Here is a 15,801-nt window from a genome sequence, read left to right as displayed (position 1 = left end):
CCCAACATAAAGTAGAGATGCAATATCTTGCGTGTCACAGTAAATAAGATAATAGTGTTATAAAACCTCAAAGTCAGGAGATTTTGCATTGAGAGATTACGTCCACTACATAAAGTAGAGACGCATATCTTGCGTGTCACAGTAAATAAGATAATAGTGTTATAAAGCCTCAAAGTCAGGAGACTTTGCATTGAGAGATTACGTCCCCAACATAAAGTAAATACGCAATATTTTGCGTGTCACAGTAAATAAGATAATAGTGTTATAAAAGCTCAAAGTCAGTAGACTTTACAGCGAGATATGATAGACTAAACAGTATCACAACATCACAACATCACAACATCACAATATCACAAAAAAACGATTTCACAAAAAAACATTACTCATATCTCAGTGCCTCCACAGGATCTAGCTTAGCAGCTTTCATCGCAGGGTATAGCCCTGATATTATCGCAACAACGAAGGTAGTGGTAAAAGCAGCTATGATAGCTGTCCACGGCACTGTAAAACTAAAACTCATAACCTGGGCTAAGGCATAAGCTGTTAGGATACCAAGTAAGGTGCCTAATAGCCCACCTAACTGACCGATGATGATTGTTTCAGTAAAGAACTGTATTGCTATTGTTTTCTTTTTAGCACCTAGAGATTTGCGTACACCTATCTCACGAGTACGTTCAGTGACAGATACGAGCATGATATTCATCAGCGCTATAGACGACCCTAGTATTGTGATTAGACCGATTACCCAGGCTGCTACATTCAGCATATTCACCTGTTTCATCATAGAGCGTATCAAATCATCACTGCGTTCGATACCAAAATTAGATGGTTGAGCAGGAGTTAGTTTTCTGATATTTCTAAAGTCTATAGTAGCCTGATCTATGGCTTGATTAAGTAAGTTATCTTGTAATAAGCCTATCTTGATATCATAGTTACCATGTGCAGTATTAAATATAGAGCGAGCAATCTTTATCGGGATAAAGATTCGTTGGTCTTCATTTTGACCAAAAGTACTTCCTTGCTCTTTCAGCATCCCTATTATTCTAAATTTGTACCCTCGGATAGAGATAACCTGACTTATCGGATTCTGATCTTTAAACATCTTTTTAGAAAAGTCAGAACCGATAACACATACGAAGTGATCATTAGCAATATCAGTATAACTGAAGTTTCTACCCTCCGTGACAGTTAATCCACTATTGGATAAGTAGTTCTCATCACATCCGATAATAGGGATTTCAGGGTCTGTTTTCATGAAGTCATTTTTGACTTCGATATTCGAGGCAGCGTTAAAAGACAGAGACACATTAGCGAAAGGAAACAAAAACTCTCTTTTAAATGCCTGTGCTTCACTATAGGTAATAACAGGATTAACCTTTTGTACAGACTTATTCTTAGCCATTCTGTCTGCGACATCGTATCTCAATATCGTAAATGTATTTGCTCCCATAGAGGCAAAGTCATCTAATATTGTATTGCGAAGAGCAGATACTACAGCTAATATTCCTACTAATGCCCATATACCGATCGCTATGATAAACACAGTGATACAAGTACGGAGTATCTGACTCTTAATACTTGTCAAGGCGATTCTCATGTTTTCGATTCCGATTTTAAACATATAGTAGTAGCAGTAATTAATATAGTTGTTAGAAGTAAAAATACACAAAAAAGTTTAAACCTCACAGTTATCTTCTTTTCTTAAAATAAGTGACAAATACTCATACTTACCCCTCTGATTCAATAGGAGGATTTTAAAAAAAGTAGTAGTTTTGTCTAATAATAATACATAAAAATTAATTAGAGATGGCAAAGAAACCTGGAATTCCAAAAGGTACAAGAGACTTTTCTCCAACAGAAGTAGCAAGAAGACAATACATCATGCAGACTATCCGACATGGATTTGAGAAATTTGGATTCCATCCCATCGAGACTCCTTCTTTCGAAAACCTTGATACACTACTTGGTAAGTATGGTGAAGAGGGTGATCGTTTAATTTTTAAGATTTTAAACTCAGGGGATTACTTAAGTAAAGTAGATGAGACTGTATTAGAGAGCAAGAATAGTTTAAAACTAACGAATCAAATCTCTGAGAAGGCATTGCGTTATGACTTGACTGTGCCTTTTGCTCGTTATGTAGTAATGCACCAGAATGAGTTAGACTTCCCTTTTAAACGTTACCAAATGCAACCTGTATGGCGTGCAGACCGTCCACAGAAAGGTAGATATAGAGAGTTCTATCAGTGTGATGCTGATGTGATCGGATCTAAATCACTGTGGCAAGAGGTAGAGTTCGTTACACTATATGACAGAGTATTCACTGCATTAGGAGTACATGGAGTAACTATAAAACTAAACAATAGAAAGATATTAGCAGGTATTGCTGAGGTGATTGATGCAAGTGATAAGTTAATTGACTTTACTGTAGCTCTTGATAAACTAGATAAGATAGGGGAAGATGGAGTAAAAGCAGAAATGATCGAAAAAGGTATTGCTGCAGAGTCTATTGAAAAAGTAAAAGCATTGTTTAACTTCACAGGTACTTTTGAAGAGAAATTAGCGAAACTACGTGTGATGTTAGCTTCATCAGAAGAAGGATTAAAAGGAGTAGAAGAGTTAGCATTCGTAGGAAGAGAAGTAGCGCTTATCGGGCTACAGACAGCGAAATTAAACTTAGATGTGACTTTAGCTAGAGGACTTAATTACTATACAGGAGCGATCTTTGAGATTGGAGCACCTGAGACAGTACAGCTTGGATCTATAGGTGGAGGTGGTCGTTATGATGACCTTACAGGTATCTTCGGGCTTAAAGATATGAGCGGCGTAGGTATTTCATTCGGTTTAGACCGTATCTATTTAGTGATGGAAGAGTTAAATCTATTCCCAGAGACAGTAAGTGCATCTTCTAAAGCGATGTTCTTAAATATGGGAGAAGAAGAGATGAGCTATGGAGTACAAGCAGTGATGAAGCTAAGAGATGCTGGTATCCGTACAGAAGTTTACCCTGATAAAGCTAAAGTAGGTAAGCAATTCCAGTTCGCAGATAAGAAAGGAATTCCTTATGCAGTGTTAGTAGGATCTCAAGAAATGGCAGATCAGAAATATACACTAAAAGAATTAGCATCAGGTGAGCAGGAGGTATTATCATTAGAAGAGCTGATTGCTAAATTAAAATAACGAATAGTTTATTTTGAAATATAGAAGGTATGTGTTTACTTACACATACCTTTTTTTATGCCAATGAAGAAGAAGCTAAGAACACTAAGAGTAGATAACTCGGAGTACCTATATAGTATAGGAGGTACTTATATCGCTGATACAGAGGAGAGCATTTTCATTATGCGCATCTTTGTAGATAAGTATAGTAAGTATGCTTTATTCGTCCACTTCCGTGTGTTAGATGACTATTATGTAGGTAATCCACTTAATCATGGTGTGCTATTATATAATACAGCGTTAGAAAAAAAAATAGTAGTGAATTTAAATCGACCATTATTTATCCGTTTAGCCTTAGATTATGGATTAGAACAAGGGTGGAGGCCAACGCAAGAAAGACTAGAGTTAGATGGTTTAGATCTATTAGTACAGCATGGTTATCAGATCGATAAGCTATTAAAAAAGACTTATAGCAAATAAGGTGATAATACTCATCTTTTAATTGTTGTAATTCCGTAATTTTAAACTTGCAATACATTAATAATATTTCAATAAGATATGGGAAGTAAAAAACTAGGTAATAACCCGAAGATGATGATGTTTAGATTGTTATTTGAACAGAAGCCATCTATAGACCTACAAGCAGTATTAGAAGAATTAAAACAAGTGTTTCCTAATGTAACCTTTGCAAAAGAGGCTAATGTGTTTACTTTCCCTGATTGTGAAGTAGAGTTCGAAGAGGGTATTGTGCCTGCGCAGTGTGTCGTGATGCATGCAGAGGATGACAGTGTTAAGAAGATTGACCAGAAATATACAGAACAGAATTGGCATTGGGAAGAGGGAGCAGAGGTATTGAAGAATTGTCAATATGAAGTGTTAGTGACTGATTTTTTGAGTAGAAGTTTAGAGCCTCGCATACGTATTGTATTAATGCAGCAGATGCTTTTTGCGATGGCTAAAGTAGCTCAGCCTACTATCATTGTTTCTGAGCACGGTGAGAAGTTGATTGATCCAGAAGTATTTATGAGAGACTGTCTAGATCCTAACTACGTTGCATTAGACTTAATGATCAATGTTCGTTTATATAATGTGAATCAGCCAGAGTATGGAAGTTTGTTAATGGATACAGTAGGGTTACATGCGTTAGGTATTTCTGATTTTCAGTTTTTCTTTGATGATGATACGATAGTGAATGAGGTAGCAGGTCGTCTATGGGACTATGCTTATTATTTAATGGAAGCAGGGGATGTCATAGAAGATGGAAATACAATAGAAGGATTTGAGCCAGGAAGCAAATGGACTTGTCATAAGGAGTTCTCTTCATCTCAACCTAGAAGAACAGTGATCAATGTAGTCATGAGTTAGTCAAAAAAGTAGACACTTACAATTGAATATATATAATTGAACCCTGAGGAGTAATAGTTTTTAAAAGATTATTGCTCCTTTTTTGTTTATACAGAGAAGCAGTATGATAGAGAGATTGCAGGTATTATAGTACATTGAGGACTAAACTTGTTTTTTTATGAATAAATAGTAGGTGATATAGAGGAATCTATAATAGATAGTATTTATGATAAATAGTACCTATGATAGAATAAAATCTATCGTTCGTAAAGACTGACGTACCGTTGAGGGGCATAATATATTTGTGATGTAAAGAAAAAATCTAAACAACAAATATTAATTTTATGCTTAAACGTAGTTTTTTGATATCTGCATTAGTAGTATCATCATTTATTCAAGCTCAAGTTTTGACTACGAATACAGGTAGCCCTGTAGGAAGTAATCAACATTCTAAAACCATTGGTAATAATGGACAAGTATTATTAGAAGACATCCATTTAATAGAGAAGTTAGCTGCTTTTGACAGAGAGCGTATTCCTGAGAGAGTAGTACACGCTCGTGGAGCTGGAGCATTCGGAGAGTTTGTAGCGAGTGCTGATTTTTCGGATGTGACGATGGCAGACTTTTTATCACAAGCAGGTAAGACAACGCCTGTGATGGTAAGATTCTCTACTGTGACACATCAGCAAGGGTCACCAGAGACGTATAGAGACCCACGTGGTTTTGCGGTAAAGTTCTATACAGAGCAGGGTAACTATGACTTAGTAGGAAATAACCTTCCGGTATTCTTTATTAGAGATGCGATTAAGTTCCCTGATATGGTACACGCTTTTAAACCGTCTCCTTTGACTAATGGGGCATCAGATCCGAATAGGGTATTTGACTTCTTTTCTAATTTGCCAGAATCTACTCATATGTTTACTTGGCTGTTCTCTGATTACGGTATACCAGCTAACTTTAGACAGATGGAAGGGAATGGAGTACACGCATATAAATGGGTGAATGATAAAGGAGAAGTAACGTATGTAAAATATAAATGGGTACCTCGTCAGGAGATTAAAAACCTGACACAAGAAGAGGCTAACGCTATCCAAGCAACTTCAGTAGAGCATGCGACTTTAGACTTATATCACGCAATAGATAGAGGTGATTATCCTATCTGGGACTTATATGTACAGATGTTAAAGAGAGAAGACTTTGATGCCTTAGACTTTAATCCTGTAGATGTAACGAAGATTTGGCCAGCTGAGATCGCGAAGTCTGTAAAAGTAGGTACAATGACATTAAAGGCTAATCCTACGAACTACTTCCAACAGGTAGAACAAGCTGCCTTTGCACCTAGTACATTAGTGCCTGGTATAGAGCCTTCTGAGGATAAACTGTTACAAGGAAGATTGTTCTCTTATGCAGATACACAACGTCACCGTTTAACAGGGAATTTCCAACAAATACCTGTTAATGCACCTAAGAATACAGCGACTACTTATAACCAGAATGGGTATATGTCTACACGTGTACAGTCTGGTGATGTGAACTATCAGCCATCGACTAATAAACCTGAGGTAGTAGATAATGCTAAGTTTATGTACTCTAAGTCTGAGTTCTTTAAACCTGTTAGTACTACACAGCATGTGATAGATAAGGAGAATAACTTTAAACAAGCTGGTGATCTATATCGCTCGTTCTCTAAAAAGGACCAAGATAATTTAATCAAGAATTTGAGTGGAGCATTTAAGACGATTAAGAATAAGGTGATTGTACATAAGATGATTGCTTATTTTTATCAAGCTGATAAAGAATATGGTACACGTCTATTAAAAGCAGTAGATGTGAAGCTAGATGAGATAAAACCTTATTTAGCTCAATAATAGATATAGTATAAACAAGGATTCAGCATAGATACATTATCTACTCTATATGGCCCCACATCATATTTTATCAAGAGTATAGAAGAACAGATTTAGGTACAAGCTTATATTTTTATATTATTTACTTTCTACCATTGTTCTGTACCTAGATTTGCTTCTATGGATATGTATTTGTGTTGAATCTATTTTTAGTGTTAGTGATGAAACAATGGATGATATTAGGACTGTTGTTATGTAGTGTTCAGATTAGTTTTGGACAAGATATATTTACAGCCGCAAGAGAGAATAATACAGAGGAGGTAAAGCAGTTGATCAGTCAAAAGATAGATTTAAATCAAGTCAATGATCGTTCTTTTACTCCCTTAACGATAGCAGTGTATAACGATAGTAAGGAGGTAGTGAAGGTATTACTAGAAGCAGGAGTAGACCTAGAGAAACAAGATACTATGGGCAATACAGCCTTGATAGGAGCTGTGTTTAAAAAGAATTTGACTTTGGTTAATTGGTTATTAGAGTCAGGTGCAGATGTCAATAGAAGGAATAGTAATGATGCTAGTCCTCTTATTTTTGCAGTAACTTTTGGGACTACTGATATTGTAGGTGCTTTACTAAAGGCAGGTGCAGATAAGACAGTAAAAGATAATAGAGGAAAGACAGCATTAGACCATGCCGTATTACAAGATAATAAAGAGATGATCTCACTCTTACAGTAAAGAATAAGGATCTAAATATAAGCGAACAATTACTTTTTAAATAGTAGAAAAGTAATTGTTCGCTTTTTTATTTTTAGTTGTATTTTTATCATTCGTATTAGAATAAAAAAAGTAAGGAGATATGGAAGTGAGTAGTGTTGATTTTCAAAGTTTTATAGATAATTATTCTTCGTCTGATAGTGAGTGGTTAGCCCTAGATTGGAACGGAAAGTATGGAGCTAAGTTTAAAGATGATAATTACCTTTTTAGAATTCAGATAGCAGAGTTAGTTTGTCAGCAATTAGATACTGTAGATTTGCCTCTATTAAGAGAGTTATTTATCCATATTGGGACAGTGTCTAAACTTAATTTTTCAGTGTATAATAAGTTTCATTTATTAGCACAGACTTTATTAGAAAGAGGAGGGAAAGAGTATTTATTTGATTATCTATGTGCAGCTCATATTTCTTTTGATACTTTTTTGAGTACAGCTAATATAGAATTGAGTCAAGAGAGAATAGAAGAATTATTAGTGCACTTCGATTATTTAAAAGAAACGGAGTCAGATCTAGAAGTACAGAAACTACTGTCGGAGCACATGCGCGATAGATTAGAAAGATTAAAAAAGAAAATAAAAATATGAAAAGAATATTAGCAGTTTTATTCCTAGTGATGGGATTAAGTGGGTATAGTCAGGAGAGTAATCTGTCTGATGCTTCGGTAGAACGAATAAAATCCTTAATCACTTTGTTTGAGAATGAAGATAGAGAAGGTATTGCCAAGAGAATAGTTTATCCTCTGAAGCGAGAATACCCTTTGCCACCAGTGACTTCCGAGTTCGAATTTGTGAGTCGTTTTGAAGAGTTTTTTGTACCCGAGTTTTCAGCTAAGATAGCGAACTCTGTAATAGAAGAATACAGTCATATGGGATGGCGCGGTATTATGTTTGACTTGGGGAGAATGTGGTTGACAGAGAGCGGGGATATTTATCGCATTATCGATCAGACTGAACTAGAGAAGAAGATAAGAGAAGAAATGATTCAGGCAGATAAGAAGAGATTGCACAGAAGTGTGAATAAGTTCTTAGAACCATATGCTATTATTAAAACGGGACAGGATATCTGGCGTATAGATAGAAAAGATGAGAAAGTAATGCGCTTAACAATATGGAACGACGGTAAGCTAGTATCTGATGTCCCTGACCTGATTCTAGAAGGAACTGAAGATATACAAGGAACGATGGGCAATAGAGTACTGTATTTTAAAGATAAAAAAGCGAATGACATGATCACGATCTTAATGGATAATCCTGAGTCAGAAGTAGCACATGAAGTAACTATCATTACAATAGATAGTGAAGGAAATGAAGTAAGCCTAAAAGGACAATCTGATAATTAGATCCTAAACCATCTAATATAATGAAGCTGTAACAGAGATGTTACAGCTTTTTTTGTTCTGTAGTATTAGCTTTATAGTAAACTAAGTTTAGTCTAATAGCAGATATTTCGATATTGTTTATGGTTTAAGTAAGTATTGCCTCCGTTTTTTTATTTGATTTAACGGACACACTACGGACTCATAACGGACTCACTACGGACTCACCTCAACTCATTTTAAGAGGAGATAGGAAGCAGAGTAGTGTAAAATAGGTATATAGATTACAATAAATTAGCCTAGTTATATTACAAGTGTAATATAACTATAACAAGGAAGTAATAATATAAATAAGTAACCCTACTAGTCCTCCCACTAGAGTACCGTTGATGCGGATATACTGTAAGTCTTTACCTACTTCTAGTTCTAGTTTATCACTCAGTTCGCGACCATCCCAGCTATCTACAGTATTTCTGATTAGTTGCCCTACTTCTTTTGTGTTTTTAAGAGCTACTTTATAGATGGTGTGTTGTATCCACTTATTGATCTTTATTTTATTCTCCTCGTTATTCTCTAAGTCTAGTGCTATTTTAGACAGGCTATTAGAGATATACTTGCGCAGTACTGAGTTATTGTCCTCTAGTTGTACGAGTAGATTTTCCTTCGTAGAGCGCCATAGGTCTTGCATATACGTATGAATAGTATCATCAGTAATGAATTGACCTATGATTTCATCGAACTTAGCTTTCCACATAGGAGAAGCTTCTATATCTACAGCGAGCATTTCTAACCTTAGGGTAATCTCTTTTCTTATTTTGTGATGAGGGTCTTTTTCTATATCACTTAAGAAGGTATTGATACCACTGATAAGTTGATTCGTCACCGCTTTACCTCCGATAAGCCCTAAGATAGGTTTTTTCTCTACGACATTGTCATATATTTCTTGGCGGTGTTCTTCTACATAGAGTTGTGCCTTAGGCAAGATAATGTCTAATAATCTGTTGTGTTCATTCTTTTCGATAGCATAGGTGACTCCTTGTGATACAAAGCTTTGGATATTAATAGCCGCAATACCTTCTTTCGCTTTTGAAGTCATCAGTGCAATGATTGTTTCGTCCTCTAGTTCAGCGAGTATTCGTTTGGCAAGTGAAGTAATCTCATGCTCTAAAATGATTTGATTATTAGGCTTGTTTAGCCAAGTAGAAATCATATTCGCTAAATCAACTTTCTCCACATAAGGTCTGATATTCTCTGACGTCAAGAAGTTATCTGTGACAAAGTCTCCTAGGTTATCTCCAATCTTGTTTTTGCTATTGACAATAAGATTAGTATGCGGAATGGGCATGCCCATCGGATGTCTAAAAAGAGCTGTCACTGCAAACCAGTCTGCTAGTGCCCCGACCATCGCAGCTTCTGAGAATGCCTTGACATATCCCATCCACGAAGCAGGTGAATGTCTGATGGCATATACCATAGAGATATAGAGGATAGCCATAAGTATAAATAGACCAGTAGCTATGCGTTTATGCTTTTGTAACTGTTTTTTCTTTTCATTCATAGTGCTGTATTTATAGCTAATGTAATGAAAAAAGAGAGCTTAGAAGCTCTCTTTTATGGTAAATGTCATTAATTCGTATGTCTTTGGATGTCTAAAAGTGATACGCTCTGCATGTAGATATAGTCTGTCTGCTTTGGTACCATATAGGTCATCACCTACTATAGGTGTGTTTAGTCCTTTTGGGTGTGAGGCATGCATACGCAGCTGATGAGTACGCCCTGTGATAGGATAGAAGTACACTTTCGTCTTACCATCTTTTCGTTCTATCACTTCGTATCTAGTCTTGGCATACTTGCCATATTCATAGCATACCATCTGTCTAGGTCTATCGTCAAAGTCTATTCTCAACGGTAGTTCTATAATCCCTTCGTCTTCTGCTATGATACCATCTAGTATAGCGACATATCTCTTCTCTAAGCTCTTCTTTATAAACTGGCTCTGTAGTGCTTTATGCGAGTCTTTATCCTTAGCAATGATTAAGATACCTGATGTAGGCATGTCTAATCGGTGTACGATAAGAGGCCCTGTAGCATTAGGGTAGCGAAGTTTCATACGTTCATATACAGAGTCTAGTATATAAATACCAGGTACAGATAAGAAGTCTTCAGGCTTATTTACAATAGCAAAGTACTCATCCTCATAGACTACCTCAATAGGTCTGTTAAGAGCAGGGTTGATCAATAGTGGATTATCATCTACTTCTAAGCCTTCTAGCATATGTCCTAAAATAGGCTCACACTTACTGCGACAAGAAGGGTAGAAGTGCTGATGCTTGCGAATCTCTGACTTCGGAGACTCTCCCCACCAGAATTCTCCTAAAGCAATAGGCGTATAATTATGCTCATAGGCGTATTGCATCAGTTTAGGAGCCGCACAGTCTCCAGCAGCAGCAGGTGGCTGTTGTAATACTGTCTTCTCGAAGATCTCTAATAAGCTTTGTTCTTCTCCTTTATAATTTAAGAATTTGTAAGAAGCGAATAGTTTTTGCTGTAGTCCATTAGACTTTTGTTTGCGTTCTTCTTTTAGGTTATTTAGCTCCTCTTCTATACTTGTCGTGATATCTCTAGTTGTCGTGATTTGCTCTTGCCAATATTCTGTCAGTACGCGCAACTCATATTTATCTCTTAAACTCTGTTTGACTAGGTCATCATTTAAAAGCTGAAATTCTTCAGGAGAAAGTATGACTTCTTGTTCTTTTCGGATGGCTTTTCGCTCGTTTTTTTGTTTTTTATGCTGTACTTTCTTTTCTTCGATGGCTGTTTTTTCTTCAGCTATCTGTTGTTTCAATAAAGCTTTGGCATTGCTATATACAGTATCTGCTTCTAGTTTTTCTATTTTGGCATTGATAGCATTAATTGCTTTTACCTCTACATCTTCTCTTGCAAAAAAGCCGTTCTCATTCCATAGGTCAAAGATTAGTGGTACGTATCCCTCTAGGTCTGTATGACTGCCTAGCTTACCAGAGAAGCCTGCTAAGTAGCCTAGTTCTCCTTTTTCATTTTTTACTACTAGTACACCAAACATCTTACCTGTAGGTAGACAGTTCTCATCCTCTGTGTCAAATAGCGGTGCTATAAGCGGATGTGTGCTTAGTTCACGTTGTAACTCTTCTGCTGCTAGTATGGTTAGGGGATGAGGTTCGTAATAAAAAGGGAAAGTAAACTTAGTCGGCAGTGCTATAGACTGCACATCACTGGTAAACTTTCTGAAGATAGCTTTAGGCTGAGACATGTAATTCTAATTTTTAGACTGCAAAATTAAGGATAAAAGGGAGATGGGAAAGAGCATTGTTTTAAAATTAAACGCTATTGTTTTATTATACTTACTTATCAGCCTCTTTCATCACTTGTACTATTTTCATTACAGCTTGTTGTGCATTGGCAGTACCACTGTTTGCCATGATGATATAGGCGGTATTCGTGATTCCGTCTATCTGTGTATAGGTAAAGAATGTACCATCAGAACCGGCGTGGTCATATAGCTTAGTAGTTTCATTGATAAGATTCCCCCAGCCTATAGCATATTTGCTTTGACTATTAAATAAGAAGTCATAAGTACTTGCTTTAAGGGCGTTGTTTTGACCTGCAAGACCTTGTAGATTGAGTTGGATGTATTTGATATAATTCTCTATATTCATACTTAAGTCACCAGCAGGCTCTATAAGGGTTAATGCATAGTTATAAGTAGGAGGTACAGATTCTAGTACATCATACTGTAGGGCATGTCCCCAAGGTTGGTTTTCTAGATTGCGATTTGGCCAGCCGATGACGAAGTCTATATCTAGTTCATTGGTTAGAATTTCTTTTGCTAGTTCTTCCCAAGATTTGTTAGTTACTTTCTCTAACATAGAAGCTGCTATACTATACCCTGCATTAGAATAGGTATATCCATCTGGAGTTTCTAGTGGAGCCATCGTTAATACATGTTGAGCGAAAGCTTGTCTCTGTTGTTGTTTTGTCCCTTCGAGCTTTGGAAGACCAATGCGTTCCGTACCACTAGTGAAGGCATGTACTTTAGCTCTGTGAGAGAAGAAGTCCTTCAGTGTAGCAGTGTAGTATGCAGAATTAGCAGATTCTTTTGCTTCAGGGAATAGATCAAAATAGGTAGTATTCCACTTGATTTTGCCTTGTTCTACTAGTTTGGCTGCTATAAACCCTGTAATGGCTTTAGAGTTAGAACCTAAGTGAAAGTAGTTTTTTAGATCAGCATTAGAAGGTGTGTTCTTTTCGCCGAATTTGTGATGTCCTGAGATTCCTTTTTGAATAGTTTGATCTTTTGTTACAATGGCATAGGCGACTTCAGGAACGTTGTATAGGTTGCGTATACTATCTATTTTAACGTGTAAGTCTTGACTGTATATTGTTTGACTACATGATAATATGAAGGCTGAGGTTAGTATAAGTAGTTTTTTCATGTTTTGGATTTATTATAAAAACTAAGGTAATGATATTCGGTTTATAAATAAGTTTTTCTCCTTTGAAAAGGTTCGGTAGAGGGAAGGTAATTGGTGATAAATAACCGAAATAACAAATAATTTTTAAAAAAGTATGTTTTGTTGCTTTTGCTTTTTGTGACTTAACGAGTTAAATAGTATCTTTGGCGACTCAAAGTATTAAAATAATACCGATATGTTTGATAATTTAAGTGATAAATTAGATAAAGCCTTTCATATCCTTAAGGGACACGGCAAGATTACAGAAGTCAATGTAGCAGACACTCTAAAAGAGGTTCGTAGAGCTCTATTAGATGCCGACGTTAACTTTAAGATTGCTAAAGATTTTACTAATATAGTAAAAGAAAAAGCCTTAGGACAAGAGGTACTTACAACTTTACAACCAGGACAATTGATGATCAAAATCGTTAAGGACGAGTTGACTCAATTAATGGGAGGTGAGGCTGCAGGTATTAACTTATCTGGTAATCCTTCAGTTATTTTAATGTCAGGTTTGCAAGGGTCAGGGAAAACAACATTCTCTGGTAAACTAGCAAACTTCTTAAAGACAAAGAAAAATAAGAAACCTTTATTGGTAGCGTGTGACGTATATCGTCCTGCAGCTATTAATCAGTTACACGTAGTAGGTGATCAATTAGGTATAGAAGTATATTCAGAAGAAGGAAATAACAATCCTGTACTAATTGCAGAGAATGCTATTAAGCATGCGAAAGCAAATGGATTCAATGTAGTGATTGTCGATACAGCTGGTCGTCTAGCAGTAGACGAGGAGATGATGACGGAGATCGCTAATATTCACAAAGCAATTACACCACATGAGACGCTATTCGTAGTGGACTCTATGACAGGACAAGATGCCGTAAATACAGCGAAAGCTTTTAACGATAGATTAAACTTCGACGGAGTTATCCTTACTAAGTTAGATGGGGATACACGTGGAGGGGCTGCAATCTCAATTAAATCAGTAGTAAATAAACCGATTAAGTTTATCGGTACTGGTGAGAAGATGGAAGCGATAGATGTGTTCTATCCAGATCGTATGGCAGACCGTATCTTAGGGATGGGAGACGTTATCTCGTTAGTAGAGCGTGCACAGGCTCAATACGACGAAGAAGAGGCTCGTAAAATCCAGAAGAAAATCGCGAAGAATGAGTTCGGTTTTGATGATTTCTTAAATCAGATTCAGCAAGTGAAGAAGATGGGGAATATGAAAGACTTGATGGGGATGATACCTGGAGTTGGAAAAGCAATGAAAGATGTAGAGATAGAAGATGATGCGTTTAAACATATCGAGGCTATTATCTACTCAATGACACCTGCAGAACGTTCTAAACCATCCATTATAGATGTAAAACGTAAGAACCGTATCGCTAAAGGATCGGGTACAGATATACAACAAGTGAATCAATTGCTTAAGCAGTTCGATCAAATGAGCAAAATGATGAAGATGATGCAAGGGGCAAAAGGAAAGAATTTGATGAGAATGATGGGGCAAATGAAAGGCATGCAAAGATAATTAAAGAAGAAGGTTTAAGGTTCATTATGAGGTTTAAACCTTCTTTATTTACATACACACAACACACATTTTATTTTAATGCAACTACTAGACGGAAAAAAGGTATCGGAAGATATCAAGAATGAGATCGCTGTTGAGGTTCAACAGATGAAAGCTCGTGGAGAAAAAGTACCTCATTTAGCAGCAGTTATTGTTGGTACTAATGGAGCAAGTTTAACTTACGTAGGAAGTAAGGTTAAGTCTTGTGAGAAAGTAGGTTTTGAATCTACACTAGTTTCTTTGCCAGAAGAAACTACAGAAGAAGAGCTTTTAGCTAAAGTAAAAGAATTGAATGCTGATCCTGCTATAGATGGATATATCGTTCAATTACCTCTTCCAAAACACATTGATGAGCAAAAGATCTTATTAGCTATCGATGCGGATAAAGACGTAGATGGGTTCCACCCAACGAACTTCGGTCGTATGGCTTTAGAGATGGAGACATTCTTACCAGCTACTCCTTATGGAATCATGGAATTATTAGAGCGTTATAAAGTAGAGACAGCAGGTAAAAACGTAGTAGTTATCGGTCGTTCTCACATTGTAGGTCGTCCTATGAGTATTTTGTTAAGCCGTAAAGGTTACCCTGGAGATGCTACTGTGACATTAACGCATAGTCGCACTAAGAATATTGCTGAGATTACTAGAGAAGCAGATATTATCATTTCAGCATTAGGAGTACCTTACTTCTTAAAAGGAGATATGGTGAAGGATGGAGTAACTGTAGTAGATGTAGGTATCACTCGTGTACCAGATGAGACTAATCCTAGAGGATACGTTATCGCAGGAGATGTAGACTTCGATGAGGTTAGTAAGAAAGCTGCTTTTATCACTCCTGTACCTGGTGGTGTAGGACCAATGACAATAGCGATGTTATTAAAGAATACTTTATTAGCTAGATCAAGAAGAGCTAAAAAAGGGGAATAAGAATTAGACTATTCTATTTATATATGAAGAGAGATGAGAGATCATCTCTCTTTTTTTGTTTTATATTAATTGTCTTTACTGATGTGTTATATTGGAGATGTATTGTGTGACATGCAAAATATTGCATCTCTACTGATATGTTATATTGGAGATGTATTGTGTGACACGTAAGGTGTTGTGTCTCTATCGATGTGTTGTCTTGGATATGTATTGTGTGACATGCAAAATATTGCATCTCTACTGATGTGTTGTATTGGATATGCATTGTGTGACACGTAAGGTGTTGTGTCTCTACTGATGTGTTGTCTTGGATATGTATTGTGTGACACGTAAGGTGTTGTGTCTCTACTGATGTGTTGTCTTGGATATGTATT

At 36.5% G+C, this 15,801-nt stretch carries 13 protein-coding genes; 9 read left to right on the top strand and 4 right to left on the bottom strand.

All coding sequences use genetic code 11. From position 1 onward, the window contains the following. Window positions 1-379: 379 nt before the first annotated feature. Window positions 380-1,621: an ABC transporter permease gene (locus MODO_RS07380; protein WP_006260735.1), complete on the bottom strand. Its 1,242-nt coding sequence runs from the start codon at window positions 1,619-1,621 to the stop codon at window positions 380-382. A 185-nt stretch (window positions 1,622-1,806) separates the two neighbouring features. On the opposite strand from MODO_RS07380, the gene hisS reads away from it, so the two are divergent. The 7 genes from hisS to MODO_RS07345 all read left to right on the top strand — a co-directional run bounded on the left by hisS (window position 1,807) and on the right by MODO_RS07345 (window position 8,458). Then, window positions 1,807-3,177 carry a histidine--tRNA ligase gene (gene hisS / locus MODO_RS07375; protein ID WP_006256940.1) on the top strand — a complete coding sequence of 457 codons (1,371 nt, stop codon included), beginning with the start codon at window positions 1,807-1,809 and terminating at the stop codon, window positions 3,175-3,177. 63 nt (window positions 3,178-3,240) lie between these two features. After that, entirely contained in the window at window positions 3,241-3,636 is a 396-nt protein-coding gene (locus MODO_RS07370) for a hypothetical protein (RefSeq protein WP_230456710.1), read from the top strand. 78 nt (window positions 3,637-3,714) lie between these two features. Then, window positions 3,715-4,521, top strand: a complete 807-nt coding sequence (locus tag MODO_RS07365; RefSeq protein ID WP_006256938.1) for a DUF4261 domain-containing protein — start codon at window positions 3,715-3,717, stop codon at window positions 4,519-4,521. Between the two features lie 323 nt (window positions 4,522-4,844). Next, on the top strand, window positions 4,845-6,368 hold the full coding sequence (locus tag MODO_RS07360) for a catalase (protein WP_006256937.1): 1,524 nt from the start codon (window positions 4,845-4,847) through the stop codon (window positions 6,366-6,368). A 200-nt stretch (window positions 6,369-6,568) separates the two neighbouring features. Continuing rightward, window positions 6,569-7,081 carry an ankyrin repeat domain-containing protein gene (locus tag MODO_RS07355; RefSeq protein WP_230456711.1) on the top strand — a complete coding sequence of 171 codons (513 nt, stop codon included), beginning with the start codon at window positions 6,569-6,571 and terminating at the stop codon, window positions 7,079-7,081. A gap of 121 nt (window positions 7,082-7,202) precedes the next feature. Next, a complete protein-coding gene (locus MODO_RS07350) occupies window positions 7,203-7,703 on the top strand; it encodes a hypothetical protein (RefSeq protein WP_006256935.1) in 501 nt (166 codons plus the stop codon). Continuing rightward, window positions 7,700-8,458, top strand: coding sequence for a hypothetical protein (locus tag MODO_RS07345; protein ID WP_006256934.1), 759 nt, complete (start codon window positions 7,700-7,702; stop codon window positions 8,456-8,458). The genes MODO_RS07350 and MODO_RS07345 overlap by 4 nt, the downstream gene beginning before the upstream one ends. Window positions 8,459-8,759: 301 nt before the next feature. Here MODO_RS07345 and MODO_RS07340 read toward each other — a convergent pair whose 3' ends face one another. The 3 genes from MODO_RS07340 to MODO_RS07330 form a co-directional block, all read right to left on the bottom strand. Then, the gene (locus MODO_RS07340) at window positions 8,760-9,992 is read right to left on the bottom strand and encodes a DUF445 domain-containing protein (RefSeq protein ID WP_006256933.1); all 1,233 of its coding nucleotides are present in this window, start codon (window positions 9,990-9,992) and stop codon (window positions 8,760-8,762) included. A gap of 39 nt (window positions 9,993-10,031) precedes the next feature. Continuing rightward, a complete protein-coding gene (locus tag MODO_RS07335; protein WP_006256932.1) occupies window positions 10,032-11,723 on the bottom strand; it encodes an RluA family pseudouridine synthase in 1,692 nt (563 codons plus the stop codon). A gap of 91 nt (window positions 11,724-11,814) precedes the next feature. Beyond that, complete coding sequence (locus MODO_RS07330; protein ID WP_006256931.1) at window positions 11,815-12,906, bottom strand: serine hydrolase domain-containing protein; 1,092 nt, start codon at window positions 12,904-12,906, stop codon at window positions 11,815-11,817. A 214-nt stretch (window positions 12,907-13,120) separates the two neighbouring features. On the opposite strand from MODO_RS07330, the gene ffh reads away from it, so the two are divergent. Next, complete coding sequence (ffh, locus tag MODO_RS07325) at window positions 13,121-14,461, top strand: signal recognition particle protein (protein WP_006256930.1); 1,341 nt, start codon at window positions 13,121-13,123, stop codon at window positions 14,459-14,461. A 78-nt stretch (window positions 14,462-14,539) separates the two neighbouring features. Next, a complete protein-coding gene (locus tag MODO_RS07320; protein ID WP_006256929.1) occupies window positions 14,540-15,427 on the top strand; it encodes a bifunctional 5,10-methylenetetrahydrofolate dehydrogenase/5,10-methenyltetrahydrofolate cyclohydrolase in 888 nt (295 codons plus the stop codon). Window positions 15,428-15,801: the final 374 nt, after the last annotated feature.

The organism is Myroides odoratimimus (genome assembly GCF_001485415.1).
Classification (GTDB): Bacteria; Bacteroidota; Bacteroidia; order Flavobacteriales; family Flavobacteriaceae; genus Flavobacterium; species Flavobacterium odoratimimum.
Note: the sequence above shows the minus strand (reverse complement) of the source record. Positions and strands in the feature narration are given on the sequence as shown.